Genomic DNA, 16,227 nt, shown 5'->3' with positions numbered 1-16,227 from the left:
CCTTGAGCGCGCGCTTCTACGACGGACGGTCGGCGCGGGCGCAGGACGCCCGGGCCGCCATGGACGGCGACGTCCTGCGGATCGAGGCCGACGGCCGCGAGGTCGCCTGGCCGCTGCAGGACCTGACGGTCGAGATCGAGGCCGATCAGGCGCGGGTCAGCAGCCGCAAGGACCGGGACGCCCGGCTGGTGCTGCCGGTCGGGGACTGGAGCCCGATGATCGGCGACCGGCTGGCCGAGCGGGCGAAGAGCCGTCGCCGCCGCGAATGGTGGCTGATCGGCGGGCTGACCGCCGCGGCCGCCGGGGTCGTGCTGTTCGTGACGGTCGGCGTGCCGGCGCTGTCCGGACCGGTCGCGCGCGCCACGCCTGTCTCGATGGAGCAGCGCATGGGCGACAATTTCAACGCCCAGGTCTCGGCCATCTTCCCGGCCTGCGAGGACGCGGCGGGGCAGCGGACGCTGGCGGCGCTGGGCGACCGCATCGCGGCCGAGGCCGACACCCCCTTCGACATCCGGGTGCGCGCCGTCGACGCGCCGATGGTCAACGCCTTCGCCCTGCCGGGCGGCTACATCCTGGTCACCGACGACCTGATCCGCGAGGCGAAGACGCCGGATGAACTGGCCGCGGTCATCGCCCACGAGGTCGCCCACGTCGAGAAGCGGCACGTGATGCAGTCGGTCTGGCGCAATTTCGGGGTCGGCATGCTGCTGGACCTGATCGTCGGCGGCGGCACCGGCGCGGGCCAGCAGGCGGTCATCCTGGCGGGACAGGCGTCCGAGCTGAGCTACAGCCGTTCGTCCGAGCTGGAGGCCGACGCCCGGGGGCAGACGCTGCTGCACGCCGGCGGGATGTCGTCGCTGGGCATGGCGCCCTTCTTCGAGCGCATGGCCGCGGGCGAGTCGCACGACGAGATGAGCGAGGCCGCCGAATTCCTGGCCACCCACCCCGATTCCCGGCGACGCGCCGGGGCGGCCCGTGCGGCGCAGCGGACGGGGCGCAGCGCCCTGACCGCGACGGAATGGAGCGCGGTCCGCGGCCTGTGCAAGGTCGAGGAGTCAGAGAACCCGGTAGACCGCCTGAAGCGTCGGTTCGGGATCAGCGACGACGCGGCCCGTCCGGACAAGTCCGATCAGGTGCGCCCAGACGGACAGTGAGGCCGCCGGCCACAGCCGGCTGTCGACCGCCGCATAAAGGACCGGCACCATCTCGGCGATGGTCCGGTCGCCGGCCTGCAACCGGGCCAGCACCTGGGCCTCGCGCCCCAGCCGATGCGCGCGATAGGCGTCCAGGAAGGGGCCGGGGTCGGTCACCGGCGCGCCGTGGGTCGGCCACAGGGTGTCGAAGCCGCGCGCGATCACCGCGTCCAGACTGGCCATGTAGTCCGCCATGTCGCCGTCGGGCGGGGCGACGACGGTGGTCGACCAGCCCATCACGTGATCCCCGCTGAACAGGGCGTTCTCGTCGGTCAGCACGAAGGCCATGTGGTTCGAGGCGTGGCCGGGCGTGGCCAGGGCCTCGATCGTCCAGCCGTCGCCCTCGATCCGCTCGCCGCCGGTCAGGATGATGTCGGGGGAGAAGGTCTCGTCGTCGTCCTCGTCGAGGCCGCCCGAGGCGTGGATGGTCCGCGAGGGCGGCCGGGCGGCCAGCACCGGCGCGCCGCCGACGGCCTCGGCGAAGGGGCGGGCGAGGGGGGCGTGGTCGCGGTGGGTGTGGGTGACCAGCACATGGCTGACGGTCTGGCCATTCACCGCCTCCAGCAGGGCCGCCAGATGGGCGTCGTCCAGGGGGCCGGGGTCGATCACCGCCACGCGTGCGCCCGGCTCGGCGCGGCCGACGATGTAGGTTCCGGTGCCGGTGAAGGTGAAGGCGCCCGGATTTTCGGCGATGACGCGCCGGATCAGGGGCGACACCCGATCCACGCGCCCGTAGGCGAAGTCGAAATCGCGGACAAAGGGGATCACCCGTCTCTCCCTGTGCGGCCCGGCCCTTGCGTTAGGACTCTGTAAACCTTCCGCGGAGTGCCCGACATGGCCGTTTCCATCGCCCTGGCTGTTTCAAATCGGCTCCTGCCCGTGGCGGGAGCCTTCCTGTGTCTCATCGCGGCGCAACTGGCGGTCGCCTCCTGCACCCCGGAACCCGCGCCCTATGCGACGCGCGTGATGATCCAGCGCTAGAGCGGGATCCGGCTGAGATCATAACCCGCCGCGGCGGCCGCGGCGCGGACCTCGTCGGCGTCGGCGCCGTTCGCGCACAGGGCCATGGCCCAGGCGGCCGACGAGCGCATGCCCGAGCGGCAGAACAGGACCGTCGGCACATTGTCCTCCAGCGCCTCGGCCACGGCCGCGGCCTGGGCGGGGGAGGGCAGGCCCGCGATGGGAATCCAGCGGTAATCCAGTCCGGCGGCGCGCGCGGCGGCCTCCACCTCGGCGGCGGTCGGCTGGCCGGGCTCCTCATGATCCGGGCGGTTGTTGACGATGCGTCCGACGCCCGCGGCGGCGAGGCCCGACAGCGACTCGGGCGAAAGCTGGGGCGAGGCCCAGACCGTTTCCGACAGGGCGCGCATGCCTACTGCCTCCGCACGCGCACGGCGCGGCTGTTGCCGACGGTCAGCAGGAAGCTGCCGAGGCTGGCCTTGCGGACGCGGACTTCCTGGCCCGCGCGATTCTGGAAGCGGACCGGATCGCTGTCGATCTGGCGCCAGCTGCTGCCGTCGGCGAGGCGGAAGACCCAGCGGCCCTCGCCGGCCTGGGAGGCGCTCTGCAGGGTGGTTTCGATCGAATCGAGCTCCTGCGTCTGCGCATTGCCGAACAGGCGGGGCAGGGTCGGCAGGTCGAAGCCGAACAGGTCGCGACGGGTCTGATTCACCGCGGCGCGGTCGATGACGACCAGTTCGCCCTGCTGCTGGGCCGTGTCCAGCGCGGCGGTGGCGGCGTCATAACAGGCCAGACGGGCGGCGTTGTCGGCGACGGCGCGGCAGGCGGTGAGTCGCTCCACGACCTCGGGCCGTTGCTGCGGCGCGGCGGCGTCCTGACCGGGGGAGGCGGCCACGACCGCCAGGGCTGCAAGGCCGGAAACCAGAGACATCTTCGCACCTTCGACTGTCGCCGCCACGCCGGCGGACCCGCCTTCAGTCCTCCAGGACGTCGGCAGGGTCAACCATGGCCCCGTAACCTCAGCTGTGACGGTATCGTGGCCTAAATACGACAGTCCCGCTTATCCCGGATTACAAGCTTGTAATTACGCTGGCGAAACCAGTTGTGCGGCGCCTAACCTCTCGCAACTGCGGTCGGGACTCTGGCCGCGGGGGAAGGGACTATTTCCAATCCAAGGCCGGACCTCGCTGAAAGGCGGGGTCAACATCAGGAGACGACCTTTGAGAAATCAAAAAACTCGCAACCGCTTGCTGGCTACGACGATGATCGGCGGTTTCGCCGCTCTCGCGTTCGCGGCCCCGGCGGTCGCGCAGGATGCGCAGCAGGAAACCCAGCTCGACGAAATCGTCGTCACGGGTTCGCGCATTCCGCAAACCAACCTGACCACCACCAGTCCGGTGACCCAGGTCACGGGTGAGGACATCGACATCGCGGGCGTCACCCGCGTCGAGGACCTGGTCAACCAGCTGCCGCAGGCCTTCGCCGCGCAGAACTCGACCGTGTCGAACGGCGCCTCGGGCACCGCGACCGTGTCGCTGCGTAACCTCGGCTCGTCGCGCACCCTGGTCCTGATCGACGGCCGCCGGATGGGCTACGGCTCGCCGAACGACGACGCCGCCGACCTGAACCAGATCCCGGAACAGCTGGTCGAGCGTGTTGAAGTCATGACCGGCGGCGCCTCGGCCGTTTACGGTTCGGACGCCATCGCCGGCGTCGTCAACTTCATCATGAAGAAGGACTTCGAGGGCATCCAGATCGATGCCCAGTACGGCTTCTACCAGCACCACAACGACTATGACGGCGTGGGCAACCTGCGCAGCGTCATCGCCGGCCGCGCCACCACCAACCCGTCGCAGTTCCGCCTGCCGGACGACGACGTGGTCGACGGCGAGTCGAAGTCGGTCAACATCATCATGGGCGTCGCCGCGCCGGATAACCGCGGCAACCTGATGGCCTACGCCGGTTACCGCAGCAACAACCCGATCCTTCAGGGTGAGCGCGACTACTCGGCGTGTTCGCTGGCTGCTCCGGCCGCCGCGACCCCGGCCAACTTCACCTGCGGCGGCTCGGGCACCTCGTTCCCGGGTCAGTTCACGGACTTCGGCACCTACGCCTACACCGTGGGCGCCGGCCGGACCTTCGTGCCGTACTCGGCCGCGAACAACGCCTACAACTTCGGCCCGATCAACTACTACCAGCGTCCGGATGAGCGTTACACGCTCGGCGCCTTCGGTCAGTACCAGGTCAACGACAAGGTCGAAGTCTTCGCCCAGCTGATGTTCTCGGACTACAGCTCGGTCGCCCAGATCGCGCCGTCGGGTAACTTCTTCTCGACCGCCGACATCAACTGCGACAGCCCGCTGCTGTCGGCCCAGCAGTCGACCCTGATCGGCTGTACCCCGGCCGATATCGCCGCCGGCAACCGCGTGCCGCTGTACATCGGCCGTCGTAACGTCGAAGGCGGTGGCCGTCAGGACAGCCTGAACTATGAATCGTACCGTGGCGTCATCGGCGTCCGTGGCGAGTTCACCCCGGGCTGGAACTATGACGTCTCGGCCCAGTTCTCGCGCGTCCGTCTGGCCCGTACCTACCTGAACGACTTCTCGGTGACCCGTCTGGGTCGCGCCCTGGACGTCGTCAGCGTCGGCGGCACCCCGACCTGTCGCTCGGTCGTCAACGGCACCGACCCGAACTGCGTGCCCTACGACATCTTCACCCCGGGCGGCGTCACGCAAGCCGCGCTGGACTACCTGCAAATCCCGCTGATCCAGACCGGTGAGACGACCCAACAGGTCATCACCGCCGCGATCACCGGCGACACCGGCTGGTCGTTCCCGACCGCTTCGCGCACCGTCCAGGTCGCGTTCGGCGCCGAATACCGTCGCGACTACCTGGGTTCGGTCACCGACAACGCCTTCGCCACCGGCGACGGCGCCGGTCAGGGCGGCCCGACCATCGGCTTCACCGGTGATACGGACGTGGCCGAAGTCTTCGGCGAAATCCAGATCCCGCTGGCCGACGACCAACCCTGGGCCTACTCGGCCTCGATCGACGCCGCTTACCGTCGTTCGGAGTACGAGAACTTCGGCACCGACACCTACAAGATCGGTGGTGACTACGCCCCGATCGAGGACATCCGCTTCCGCGCCAGCTACTCGCGCGCTGTGCGGGCTCCGAACGTGATCGAGCTGTTCACCGCGCAGGGCCTGAACCTGTTCGACATGGACTTCGATCCCTGCTCGGCTCCGGGTCGCGCCGCCAACGGCGCGGGTGCGGTTCCGGCCTCGTGCATCGGCACCAACCCGTGGCAGGTCACGGCCGGTCAATCGACCGGTGGCGGTCTGGACAGCCCGGCGGGTCAGTACAACTTCACCCAGGGCGGCAACCCCAACCTGAACCCTGAAGAAGCTGACACCTTCACCATCGGCGCCGTCTGGGAACCCTCGTTCCTGCCGCGCTTCAACGTCTCGGTTGACTGGTTCGACATCCAGGTCGACGGCGCCATCCAGACGACCGGCGCCCAGAACATCCTGGACCTCTGCTACAACCAGGGTGTGGCCGCCTCGTGCGCCCTCATCAACCGTAACCCCGGCAACGGTTCGCTGTGGATCGGTGACGGCAGCGTGCTGGACATCAACACCAACATCGGTGGCTTCACCACCTCGGGTGTGGACGTCAACGCCAACTACAGCGTCGATCTGGAAGACTGGGGCGCTCCGTCCTACGGCTCGCTGGCCTTCTCGTTCGTCGGCACCTGGCTGAACGAACTGGAAACCAACACCGGCCTCGGCGGTGCGGCTTCGGTCTATGACTGCGCCGGCTTCTACGGCAACCAGTGCGGCATTCCGAACCCGGAATGGCGTCACCGCGCTCGCGCGACCTGGGTCAGCCCGTGGGGTGTCGACGTGTCGGGCACCTGGCGTCACTACGGCGAAGTTGAAATCGCCGTCCTGTCGTCGGCCAACGGCTCGCTGAACAACGGCGGCGCTCGTATCGACCGCTACTTCGACGCCTACAACTACTTCGACCTGGCCGCGACCTGGCAGGTTCGTGACACCGTCACGATCCGTGCGGGCGTGAACAACGTCCTGGATAGCGATCCGCCGCTGTCCTACAGCGTCGGCACCACCGGTAACGGCAACACCTATCCGCAGCTGTACGATGCGATGGGCCGTTACTTCTTCTTCGGCGTCACGGCTAACTTCTAAGCCTTACGTCTGAGAGACAATCGGGGCGGCGGATCTTCGGGTCCGCCGCCCTTTTTGCTGCGTCGTTTTTGTCGGCCCCGCGGTTTTTTCGACGTCGCGGGCGCCGCATAAAAACCATTCCCCGATTCAAGCGTTGCGGTGTCCAGTCGGGGCGGTCGCCCCTCGTTCCGGAGCCTTCATGTTCGCCAGCCTTGCCGCCGCCCTCCTGCTGTCCGCCGCCCCCGTGGGGCAGGACGGTCCGATCGCCACCGCGCCCCGCCCGGTGCAGGACGAGGGCCCGGTCGCCACCGCCCCGATCGCCGAAACGGCGGACGCCCTGCGGGTGCGTGAGGCGGTCGCCTACGCCAACCCGCTGCCGCGCGGCGCGCCGGAAGCCGACTATCCGCTGGTGGCGTGGTGCGAGGCGCTGGTGAACGGCCACGTGGCCCTGGGCGAGACGCTGGAAAACCGGGACGACCTGGACAACGACATCATCCGGCTGGGCCGGCTGGAGGCCACCGACTTCCGCGCCGCCCTCGAGGCCGCGCGCCCGCGCCAGTCCACGGCCACCCTGGGCGCCGCCCGCGCCGCCGCCGCCGAGGCGACGGCCAAATGGGCGCCGTTGATGGAGCAGGATCAGGCCGCCCGCAGCCAGGCCTTCGGCCTGTTCTTCGGCCTGCCGGGCCGCTGCGAGCACGCCGCCCGCCGCATCCGCGACAACGTCACCACCCCGCCGGTCACGCCGCGCGAGGTGGGGCTGGAGTAGGTCTCCTCCCGCTGTGGCGCGGGATCAGGCCGCTTCGGTCCGTCCCACGCTCGCCGGATCGTAGTTGAGGATCGGGGCCAGCCAGCGTTCCGCGGTGGCCACGTCCCAGCCCTTGCGGGCGGCGTAGTCCTCGATCTGGTCGCGGTCGATCTTGCCGACGCCGAAATAGTGGCTGTCCGCATGGCCGAAATAGAGGCCTGACACCGACGCGGGAGGCGTCATGGCGTAGCTTTCCGTCAGCTGCATCCCGGCATTGGCTTCGGCGTTCAATAGTTTGAACAGCGTGGCCTTTTCGGTGTGGTCGGGCTGCGCCGGGTAGCCGGGGGCGGGGCGGATGCCGAGGTATTTCTCCTCGATCAGCTCCTGCACCGAGGTCTGCTCGTCCGGGACATAGCCCCACAGCTGCGTCCGCACCTCCTTGTGCAGACGCTCGGCGAAGGCCTCGGCCAGACGGTCCGCCAGGGCCGTGGCCATGATGGCCGAATAGTCGTCGCCCTTCGCCTTGAACTCGGCGGCCTTCTCCAGCTCGCCGTGCCCGGCGGTGACGGCGAAGGCGCCGATCCAGTCGTCGCCGTCCTCGGCCACGAAGTCCGACAGGCACAGGTTCGGCTTGCCGTTCGACTTGGCGATCTGCTGACGCAGGCCGTGGAAGCGGGCGGCTTCCTCTGTGCGCGTCTCGTCGGTCCACACCACGATATCGTCGCCGCGCGCATTGGCGGGCCAGAAGCCGACCACGCCCCTGGCCGTGAACCAGCGCTCGTCGATGATCCGCTTCAGCATCGCCTGCGCGTCCCGGAACAGGTCCTGCGCCGCCTCGCCGACGATCTCGTCCTCCAGGATCAGCGGATAGCGGCCGATCAGCTCCCAACTGGCGAAGAAGGGCGTCCAGTCGATGTGGTCGGCGAGGTCCTGCAGGTCCCAGCTGTCGAAGGCGCGCACGCCCAGGAAGGACGGACGGGCGGGCAGGGGCTTTTCAGCGGCCGGCCGGAAGCGGTTGGCGCGGGCGGCGGGCAGGGCGGCGCGCGCCTTGACCTCCTGACCGCGGGCGAACTGCTCCCGGATGCGGATGTATTCGTCGCGGGTGGCGGCTTCGTTCTTCGCCTTCTCGGTCGGGGACAGCAGGCCCGCGACCACGCCGACCGCGCGGCTGGCGTCGATGACATAGGTGGTCGAACCGCGATGATAGGCAGGCTCGATCTTCACCGCCGTATGGGTCCGGCTGGTGGTCGCGCCGCCGATCAGCAGGGGCAGGTCCAGCCCGCGCCGCTCCATCTCCGACGCCACGAAGACCATCTCGTCCAGCGAAGGCGTGATCAGGCCCGACAGGCCGATGATGTCGCAGTCGTTGGCCACGGCCTCGTCGAGGATGCGGTCGGCCGGGACCATGACGCCCAGATCGACGACCTCGTAGTTGTTACACTGGAGGACCACGCCGACGATGTTCTTGCCGATGTCGTGGACGTCGCCCTTGACCGTCGCCATCAGGATGCGGCCGTTGGTCGAGCGGGCCTGACCGGCCTTTTCGGCCTCCATGAACGGCTCCAGCCAGGCCACGGCCTGCTTCATCACGCGGGCGGACTTCACCACCTGCGGCAGGAACATCTTGCCCGAGCCGAACAGGTCGCCGACCACGTTCATCCCGTCCATCAGCGGGCCTTCGATGACGTGCAGCGGACGCTCGGACTGCAGCCGCGCCTCCTCTGTGTCGGCCTCGATGAACTCGGTGATGCCGTGGACCAGGGCGTGCTCGATGCGCTTCGACACCGGGGCCTCGCGCCAGGTCAGGTCCACGACCCGGGCCGCGCCCTTCTCGCCCTTGTAGGCGGGGGCCATGTCCACCAGCCGCTCGGTGTTGGACACATTGGTCCGCTGCGGCCGGTTCAGGATCACGTCCTCGACCGCCTCGCGCAGCTTGGCGTCGATGTCGTCATAGACCGGCAGGTCGCCGGCGTTGACGATGCCCATGTCCATGCCGGCGTTGATGGCGTGGTACAGGAAGACCGAGTGGATCGCCCGCCGCACGGGCTCGTTGCCGCGGAAGCTGAACGAGACGTTCGACACCCCGCCCGAGACGCGGGCGTAGGGCAGGGTGGCCTTGATCACCCGCGTCGCCTCGATGAAGTCGACGGCGTAGTTGTCGTGCTCCTCGATCCCCGTCGCCACGGCGAAGATGTTGGGGTCGAAGATGATGTCCTCGGGCGGGAAGCCGACCTCGTTGACCAGGATGTTGTAGGCGCGGGTGCAGATCTCGATCTTGCGGGCGGCGGTGTCGGCCTGACCGACCTCGTCAAAGGCCATGACCACCACGGCGGCGCCGTAGCGCAGGCATTTGACCGCGTGTTCGCGGAAGATGGCCTCGCCTTCCTTCATCGAGATGGAGTTGACGATGGGCTTGCCCTGCACGCACTTCAGGCCCGCCTCGATCACCTCCCATTTGGAGCTGTCGATCATCACCGGCACGCGGGCGATATCGGGCTCGGCCGCGATCAGGTTGAGGAAGGTCCGCATGGCGACGGCGCCGTCCAGCAGGCCCTCGTCCATGTTGATGTCGATGATGGCGGCGCCCGCCTCGACCTGCTGACGCGCGACGTCCAGCGCGGCGGTGTAGTCGCCCTCGACCACCAGCTTGCGGAATTTGGCCGAGCCGGTGACGTTGGTCCGTTCGCCGACGTTGATGAAGGTGGGACGCACTACGCTACCAGTTCAAAGGGTTCGAGGCCGCTGAGCCGCATGGCCACCGGACGCTCCGGGATGGCGCGCGGCGGAACGCTCGCGACCTCTTCGGCCACGTGCTTGATGTGGTCCGGCGTCGTGCCGCAGCAGCCGCCGACGATGTTGACCAGCCCCGATCGCGCCCATTCCTCGATGAAGTGGGCCGTCTCGTGCGGCTGCTCGTCGTACTGGCCCATGGCGTTGGGCAGGCCGGCGTTGGGATAGGCGGCGACCAGGGTGTCGGCGACGCGGCTCAGTTCGGCGATGAACGGACGCATCAGTTCGCCGCCCAGCGCGCAGTTGAAGCCGATGGCGAAGGGCTTGGCGTGGCGTACGCTGTTCCAGAACCCCTCGGCCGTCTGGCCCGACAGGGTGCGGCCCGAGCGGTCGGTGATGGTGCCCGAAATCCAGATCGGCAGGGGCGGCAGGCCCTCGTCCTCAAGGTCCTTGATGGCCTTGATGCAGGCCTTGCAGTTCAGCGTGTCGGTGATGGTTTCGATCAGATACAGGTCGACCCCGCCCTCGTTCAGCGCCTTCACCTGATGGCGATAGGCTTCATAGACCTGATCGAAGGTCACGCTGCGGGCGCCGGGATCGTTCACGTCCGACGACATCGACAGCATCTTGTTCAGCGGCCCGATGGAGCCGGCGGCGAAGCGGGGCTTGTGCGGCTCTTTCTCTGTCCAGCGGTCGGCGGCGGCGCGGGCCAGTTTCGCGCCTTCCAGATTGATGTCCCAGACCGCCTGCGCGTCGAGGTGATAGTCCTCCTGCGCGATGGTGGTGGCCGAGAAAGTGTTGGTCTCGGAGATGTCGGCGCCCGCCGCGAAATACTGGTCGTGCAGGTCGGCGATGACGTCCGGGCGGGTGACGCACAGGATGTCGTTGTTGCCCTTCATCTGGCCCGGATGGCCGATGAAGCGGTCGCCGAGGAAGTCGGTCTCGTCCAGGCCACGACGCTGGATCATCACGCCCCAGCTGCCGTCGAGCACGAGGATGCGCTGCTTCGCGGCCGCGTGCAGGGCGGCGATGCGTTCGGCGCGGGTCAGGGGGGAGGTCATGCGGAGGCCTGCTCGCGGACGCCCAGCACCCGGCAGATGGCGTAGACGAGATCGGCGCGGTTCAGGGTGTAGAAGTGGAAGTCCTCAAAGCCCTCTTCCTGCAGCCGGGCGCAGGTTTCGGCGGCGACCGAGGCGGCGATCAGCTTGCGGGTCTCCGGATCGTCGTCCAGCCCGTCGAAATGCGCGGCCAGCCAGTCGGGCAGGGCGGTGCCGCAGGCGCCGCACATCCGCTGCAGACCGGCGAAGTTGGACACCGGCATGATGCCGGGGATCAGGGGGATGGTGACGCCCGCCGCGCGCACCCGGTCGCGGAAGCGCAGGAAGGCGTCCATGTCGAAGAAGAACTGGCTGACGGCGCGGGTGGCCCCGGCGTCGACCTTGGCCTTCAGCACGTCGATGTCGTGGTCGATCGAGGGGCTTTCCGGATGCTTTTCAGGATAGGCGCCGACGGTGATGTCGAAGCCGCCGATGCGGCTGATGGCGGCGGTCAGCTCGGTGGCGTTGGCGTAGCCGTCGGCCCGCGGCTGATAGACGCCGCCGATGCCGGCTCCGCCCGGCGGATCGCCGCGCAGGGCCACGATGTGCTTCACGCCCGCGGCCTTGTAGCCCTGGATCACCTCGTCGACCTCGTCACGGCTGGCCTCGACGCAGGTCAGGTGGGCGGCGGGCTGGAGGCCGGTCTCGTTCAGGATGCGCTCGACCGTGCGGTGGGTCCGTTCGCGCGTGGAGCCGCCGGCGCCGTAGGTCACCGAGACGAAGGCCGGGTTCAGCGGAGCCAGCCGCTGGATCGCCTTCCAGAGATTGGCTTCGGCCTCATCCGACTTGGGCGGGAAGAACTCGAACGAGACGCGGGGACGCGAGGCGTCCTGACCGGCGCGGGCCACGGGGCCGAGCGGCGACAGCAGCAGGGCGCGGGCTTCGGCGAGGCTGATGGGCGTGCTCATGCCGCTTTCGCTTTCGTCTGCACCGGGCGTTCCGCGGTCCAGATGGAGACGGTCAGGCCGTCCGTGTCGGGGGGGAGGGTGGTGGCGGCCTCGGCCTCGAGGCCCGCGCCCTTCAGCCAGCGGCGCATCTCGTCGTCGGCGAAGCCCAGGCGGCGGTGCTGGTGCTCGTCCCGCAGGTGCTCAAGCTGGTGTGGGGCGAAGTCGACGATCAGCAGGCGCCCGCCGGGCGACACCAGACGCGCGGCCTCGGCCACGGCGGCGGCGGGATCGGCGAGGTAGTGCAGGACCTGGTGCACCAGCACCAGATCGGCGCTGTGCTCGGGCAGACGGGTGGCGAAGATATCGCCGTGGCGCAGCTCGACCTTCTCCAGCCCCGCCCGGGCGACATTGGCGCGGGCGATGTTGAGCATGTTGTGGCTCAGGTCGAGCCCGACCGACATCTTGGCCTTCCTGCCCAGCAGGGTCAGCATCCGGCCCGAGCCGGTGCCCAGGTCGACGACGCGCTCGAACGGGCCGTCGCCGGCGGCCTTCAGGATCGCGGCCTCGACGTCGGTTTCGCAGACATAGAGGGAGCGGATGCGGTCCCACTGGGGCGCGACCCGTTCGAAATAGGCGCTGGCGGCGGCTTCACGGTCGCGGCGCACGTCTTCCAGACGGCGGTCGTCGGCGGCGCCGGCGCTTTCGTCCAGCAGGTCCAGAACGGTGTCGATCAGGCGGCGGGCCAGCGGGTCGGAGGACAGGCGGTAGAAGACGCGCGCGCCGTCCGGGAAACGCTCGATCAGCCCGGCGTCGGCCATCAGCTTCAGATGCCGGGAAACCCGGGGCTGGCTCTGCTCCAGGATGCGGGACAGCTCCATCACCGACAGCTCTTCCCCGGCCAGCAGGGACAGGACCCGCAACCGGGTCGGCTCGCCCGCGGCGCGCAGGGCCTCGACAGTCTGATCAGCACTCAGCGACATGGCTTTATATAAAGATATCCTTATATGATTTGGCAAGCGAAATCGGCCTGAAAAACCTCTGGCCACGGGGGCGAGACGGGGACACTCTCTCCCGGTCGATATCCCGTGTTCGGAAGTCCCTGATGCGTCTTCGTTCGATCCTTCTGGCCGCTCCGGCCGCTGTTCTGCTTCTGGCTCCGGCCGCCTTCGCCCAGACTCCCCCGCCGGGCGGTCCCCAAGGCGGTCCCCAAGGTGCGCCGCCGGCGGGCCCCCAGGCCGGTCCGGGTGGAGGCATGGGAGGCGGCATGGGCGGCGGCGGCCTCGGCATGCTGCCGCGCTCGGCCGATCAGATCGACCCGTGGGCGGACCGGGTGTTCGGTCGTCTGGACGCCAACAGCGACGGCGACATCACCGGCAATGAACTGGCCGTGCTCAGTCAGGAGCCGGTTGCGTCCATGGGCGGCGGCCGCCTGCGCGCCATGGTGTCCCAGTCGGACGCCAACCGCGACGCCCGGGTGAACCGTCAGGAGTTCGGCGCCGGCGCCCTGCGGGCCTTCAATCGCATGGACGCGGACGGCGACGGCCGGCTGTCCGATGAGGAACTGCCCCGTCCGGCGGCGAGCGCGCAGCGGCCGGTCGCGATACCGATGCCCCGTCCGGCCGACCCGATGCCGATGCCGATGCCTGACGGCTCGGGCGGCTGATCAGGGTTTGCGGGGCCCGCCGGCCCCGTCGCCGCCGCGATAGTCGAGCACCGGCGCATCCAGCCGGACCATCGGCGCCGGTTCGCCTGCAGGCGGCGTGTCCGCCTCGGGCAGGGCCGAGAGGCGACGTTTGTTCACATGTCCCTCGGGCCGGGCTTCACCGGCGTCCGGGAACTCGCCGCGGAAATAGTAGCGCTGCCAGGCCTGTTTCATGGCCGCGGGGTCGCCGTCCGCGATGCGGTTGTTGAAGTCGCCGCGGACCTCCTTCCACATCTCGTACTGCCGCGACAGGTCGCTGTCGGTCGACAGGGGCGCGCCGACGGGCTCGAACGCCTCGATCTTGTGGTGCTGCACCGGCTGGATGAAGCAGAAGGGCTCGTCCTTCTCGAACCGCACCCGGCCCGGGGCAGTGAAGCGCCAGTTCATGGTGAAGGGGTAGGGGAGCCAGTCCGTCTCGACCAGGCCCTCCAGCGGGGCGATGCCGTGCTTGAAGCGGTTCGGGCTGCCCGAGGCGCGCAAGGCCCAGCCCGGCGGCGTGCGGAACAGCCATCCGACGTGGAACGTGATCACGCCGTGGGTGAAGTGCGACACGACCAGATGATCCAGCGCCGTCCCGGCCTCCAGCGGGCGGAAGCGGATCGCCGCGGCGTCCAGTCCGCCGTTCCACTCCGCCTCGAACCCGAACGGGCACAACAGCTCCCAGCCGGTGGTGTTGGCCATCGTCAGAGGCAGACAGCGATAGGGATGCCGCGCCGCGAAACTGTCCATCCAGTCCCGCTCAGGCCGTCCGGGGACCAGTTGCGGCGGGTTGGGCTTGGTGGGGAAGCACTCCAGACGCAGGGGGGCGTCGTCGGACCCGTCGCGCGCGGGGACTTCGGTCAGGGTCTGGCTCAAGCGGCGTCTCGGAACGGTGTGGACAACCGGGCCATCTGAGCCCGGAATCGGCTCCACCGCCACCCCTGGCGGCGACCGCCTGTGCGGAACAGGAAAAGGGCCGGAGAGGTCTCCGGCCCTTCATCGATTCCCGTCCTGATGTTCGGCTTACCGCCCGAACTTCTGGAATTTGATCCGGTGCGGGATCAGGGCGTCGGTGCCGAGGCGACGCTTCTTGTCTTCCTCGTAGGCTTCGAAATTGCCCTCGAACCATTCGACGTGGCTGTCGCCCTCGAAGGCCAGGATGTGGGTGGCCAGACGGTCCAGGAACCAGCGGTCGTGGCTGATGACCACGGCGCAGCCCGCGAACTCCTCCAGAGCCTCCTCGAGGTTCTGCAGGGTCTCGATGTCCAGGTCGTTGGTCGGTTCGTCGAGCAGGATCAGGTTGCCGCCGGCGGCCAGGGTCTTGGCCAGGTGGACGCGGTTGCGCTCACCGCCCGACAGCTGGCCGACCTTCTTCTGCTGGTCGCCGCCCTTGAAGTTGAACGAGCCGACGTAGGCGCGGCTGTTAATCTCGCGCTTGCCGACCATCATGATGTCGGTGCCGCCCGAGATTTCCTCCCAGATGGTCTTGTTCGGGTCCAGGGCGTCGCGCGACTGGTCGACATAGGCCAGCTTGACGGTCTCGCCGACCTTGATCGTGCCGGCTTCCGGCTGTTCCTGGCCGGTGATCAGCTTGAACATGGTCGACTTGCCGGCGCCGTTCGGGCCGATGACGCCGACGATGCCGTTGGGCGGCAGCTTGAAGGTCAGGTTGTCGAACAGCAGCTTGTCGCCGTACGACTTCTTCAGGCCTTCCACTTCCAGCACGACGTTGCCGAGGCGCGGCCCGGGCGGGATCTGGATGACGGCGAAGGACTGGGCCTGACGGCTGTTCTCCTGCTCGGCGACCATCTTCTCATAGGCGGCCAGACGGGCCTTGGACTTGGCCTGACGAGCCTTGGCGCCCGAGCGGACCCACTCTAGTTCGCGGGTGAGGGCGCGCTGGCGGGCTTCCGATTCCGACTGCTCCTGCACGACGCGCTTCTGCTTGGCTTCCAGCCACGACGAGTAGTTGCCCTCGTGCGGGTGGCCGCGGCCGCGGTCCAGCTCCAGCGTCCACTTGGTGACCTGGTCCAGGAAGTAACGGTCGTGGGTGACGAGGATCACGCAGCCCGGGAAGTTCTCGAGGTGGTGCTGCAGCCAGGCGACCGACTCGGCGTCCAGGTGGTTGGTCGGCTCGTCCATCAGCAGCATGTCGGGCTTGGACAGCAGCAGGCGGGCCAGGGCCACGCGGCGCTTCTCACCGCCCGAGAGGTTCTCGACCGACCAGTCGTCCGGCGGGCAGCGCAGGGCGTCCATGGCCATTTCGATGCGGCTGTCGATGTCCCAGACGTCGCCGGCGTCGATCTTCTCCTGGAGGGCGGTCATCTCCTCCATCAGCTCGTCGGTGTAGTTCTCGCCCAGTTCGGCGGCGACGGCGTTGAAGCGGTTGACCCACTGCTTCTCCTCGCACCACGCCTCGACGTTCTCGCGAACGTTCAGGGCCGGATCGAGCTGGGGCTCCTGCTCCAGATAGCCGCGCTTGACGCCGTCGGCGGCCTTGGCCTCGCCGCTGAACTCCTTGTCCAGCCCGGCCATGATCTTCAGCAGGGTGGACTTGCCCGAGCCGTTGACGCCGACCACGCCGATCTTGGCGTCGTTATAGAAGCTCAGCCAGATGTTCTCGAAGATCTTCTTGCCGCCGGGAAAGGCCTTGGTCAGGCCCTGCATCTGGAAAATGTATTGCTGCGCCATGAGGTGCGGTGCGCCCTGTCGTTCGATCGAATGGGGAGGTTGGCGCGGGATGTAGC

General features: G+C 68.6%; 14 protein-coding genes. 5 read left to right on the top strand and 9 right to left on the bottom strand.

Translation table 11 applies throughout. The features are described 5' to 3' along the window. The first annotated feature begins 2 nt into the window (after positions 1 to 2). Positions 3 to 1,154, top strand: a complete 1,152-nt coding sequence (locus VGE03_RS04395) for a M48 family metallopeptidase (RefSeq protein ID WP_331045250.1) — start codon at positions 3 to 5, stop codon at positions 1,152 to 1,154. On the opposite strand, the gene VGE03_RS04390 is transcribed toward VGE03_RS04395, so the two are convergent. After that, entirely contained in the window at positions 1,056 to 1,961 is a 906-nt protein-coding gene (locus tag VGE03_RS04390) for an MBL fold metallo-hydrolase (protein WP_331045249.1), read from the bottom strand. The genes VGE03_RS04395 and VGE03_RS04390 overlap by 99 nt on opposite strands. Before the next feature lie 66 nt (positions 1,962 to 2,027). On the opposite strand from VGE03_RS04390, the gene VGE03_RS04385 reads away from it, so the two are divergent. Continuing rightward, the gene (locus VGE03_RS04385) at positions 2,028 to 2,174 is read left to right on the top strand and encodes a hypothetical protein (RefSeq protein ID WP_331045248.1); all 147 of its coding nucleotides are present in this window, start codon (positions 2,028 to 2,030) and stop codon (positions 2,172 to 2,174) included. On the opposite strand, the gene VGE03_RS04380 is transcribed toward VGE03_RS04385, so the two are convergent. Then, positions 2,171 to 2,563: a TIGR01244 family sulfur transferase gene (locus VGE03_RS04380; RefSeq protein ID WP_331045247.1), complete on the bottom strand. Its 393-nt coding sequence runs from the start codon at positions 2,561 to 2,563 to the stop codon at positions 2,171 to 2,173. The two genes, VGE03_RS04385 and VGE03_RS04380, sit on opposite strands and share 4 nt — an antisense overlap. Before the next feature lie 2 nt (positions 2,564 to 2,565). Further along, positions 2,566 to 3,084, bottom strand: a complete 519-nt coding sequence (locus VGE03_RS04375) for a hypothetical protein (RefSeq protein ID WP_331045246.1) — start codon at positions 3,082 to 3,084, stop codon at positions 2,566 to 2,568. Positions 3,085 to 3,415: 331 nt separating this feature from the next. Here VGE03_RS04375 and VGE03_RS04370 point away from each other — a divergent pair, with 331 nt between their 5' ends. Continuing rightward, the gene (locus tag VGE03_RS04370; RefSeq protein WP_331045245.1) at positions 3,416 to 6,361 is read left to right on the top strand and encodes a TonB-dependent receptor plug domain-containing protein; all 2,946 of its coding nucleotides are present in this window, start codon (positions 3,416 to 3,418) and stop codon (positions 6,359 to 6,361) included. A gap of 178 nt (positions 6,362 to 6,539) precedes the next feature. Then, on the top strand, positions 6,540 to 7,106 hold the full coding sequence (locus VGE03_RS04365; protein WP_331045244.1) for a hypothetical protein: 567 nt from the start codon (positions 6,540 to 6,542) through the stop codon (positions 7,104 to 7,106). A gap of 24 nt (positions 7,107 to 7,130) precedes the next feature. Here VGE03_RS04365 and metH read toward each other — a convergent pair whose 3' ends face one another. The 4 genes from metH to VGE03_RS04345 are packed head-to-tail and all read right to left on the bottom strand — an operon-like array spanning position 7,131 to position 12,779. Then, on the bottom strand, positions 7,131 to 9,797 hold the full coding sequence (gene metH, locus VGE03_RS04360) for a methionine synthase (RefSeq protein ID WP_331045243.1): 2,667 nt from the start codon (positions 9,795 to 9,797) through the stop codon (positions 7,131 to 7,133). Further along, positions 9,797 to 10,876 carry a homocysteine S-methyltransferase family protein gene (locus VGE03_RS04355; RefSeq protein WP_331045242.1) on the bottom strand — a complete coding sequence of 360 codons (1,080 nt, stop codon included), beginning with the start codon at positions 10,874 to 10,876 and terminating at the stop codon, positions 9,797 to 9,799. The genes metH and VGE03_RS04355 overlap by 1 nt, the downstream gene beginning before the upstream one ends. After that, entirely contained in the window at positions 10,873 to 11,820 is a 948-nt protein-coding gene (gene metF / locus VGE03_RS04350) for a methylenetetrahydrofolate reductase [NAD(P)H] (RefSeq protein WP_331045241.1), read from the bottom strand. Before metF ends, VGE03_RS04355 begins: the two co-directional genes overlap by 4 nt. After that, entirely contained in the window at positions 11,817 to 12,779 is a 963-nt protein-coding gene (locus tag VGE03_RS04345; protein ID WP_331045240.1) for a metalloregulator ArsR/SmtB family transcription factor, read from the bottom strand. Before VGE03_RS04345 ends, metF begins: the two co-directional genes overlap by 4 nt. Positions 12,780 to 12,901: 122 nt before the next feature. Between VGE03_RS04345 and VGE03_RS04340 the strand changes: the two genes are divergently transcribed. Continuing rightward, a complete protein-coding gene (locus VGE03_RS04340; RefSeq protein ID WP_331045239.1) occupies positions 12,902 to 13,462 on the top strand; it encodes a hypothetical protein in 561 nt (186 codons plus the stop codon). On the opposite strand, the gene VGE03_RS04335 is transcribed toward VGE03_RS04340, so the two are convergent. Both VGE03_RS04335 and ettA read right to left on the bottom strand, forming a co-directional pair. Next, positions 13,463 to 14,302: a DUF6065 family protein gene (locus tag VGE03_RS04335; RefSeq protein ID WP_331045292.1), complete on the bottom strand. Its 840-nt coding sequence runs from the start codon at positions 14,300 to 14,302 to the stop codon at positions 13,463 to 13,465. 201 nt (positions 14,303 to 14,503) lie between these two features. Continuing rightward, positions 14,504 to 16,171 carry an energy-dependent translational throttle protein EttA gene (ettA, locus tag VGE03_RS04330; RefSeq protein WP_331045291.1) on the bottom strand — a complete coding sequence of 556 codons (1,668 nt, stop codon included), beginning with the start codon at positions 16,169 to 16,171 and terminating at the stop codon, positions 14,504 to 14,506. Between the last annotated feature and the right edge of the window lie 56 nt (positions 16,172 to 16,227).

The sequence above is a fragment of the Brevundimonas sp. genome (genome assembly GCF_036400995.1).
Lineage (GTDB): Bacteria > Pseudomonadota > Alphaproteobacteria > Caulobacterales > Caulobacteraceae > Brevundimonas.
Note: the sequence above shows the minus strand (reverse complement) of the source record. Positions and strands in the feature narration are given on the sequence as shown.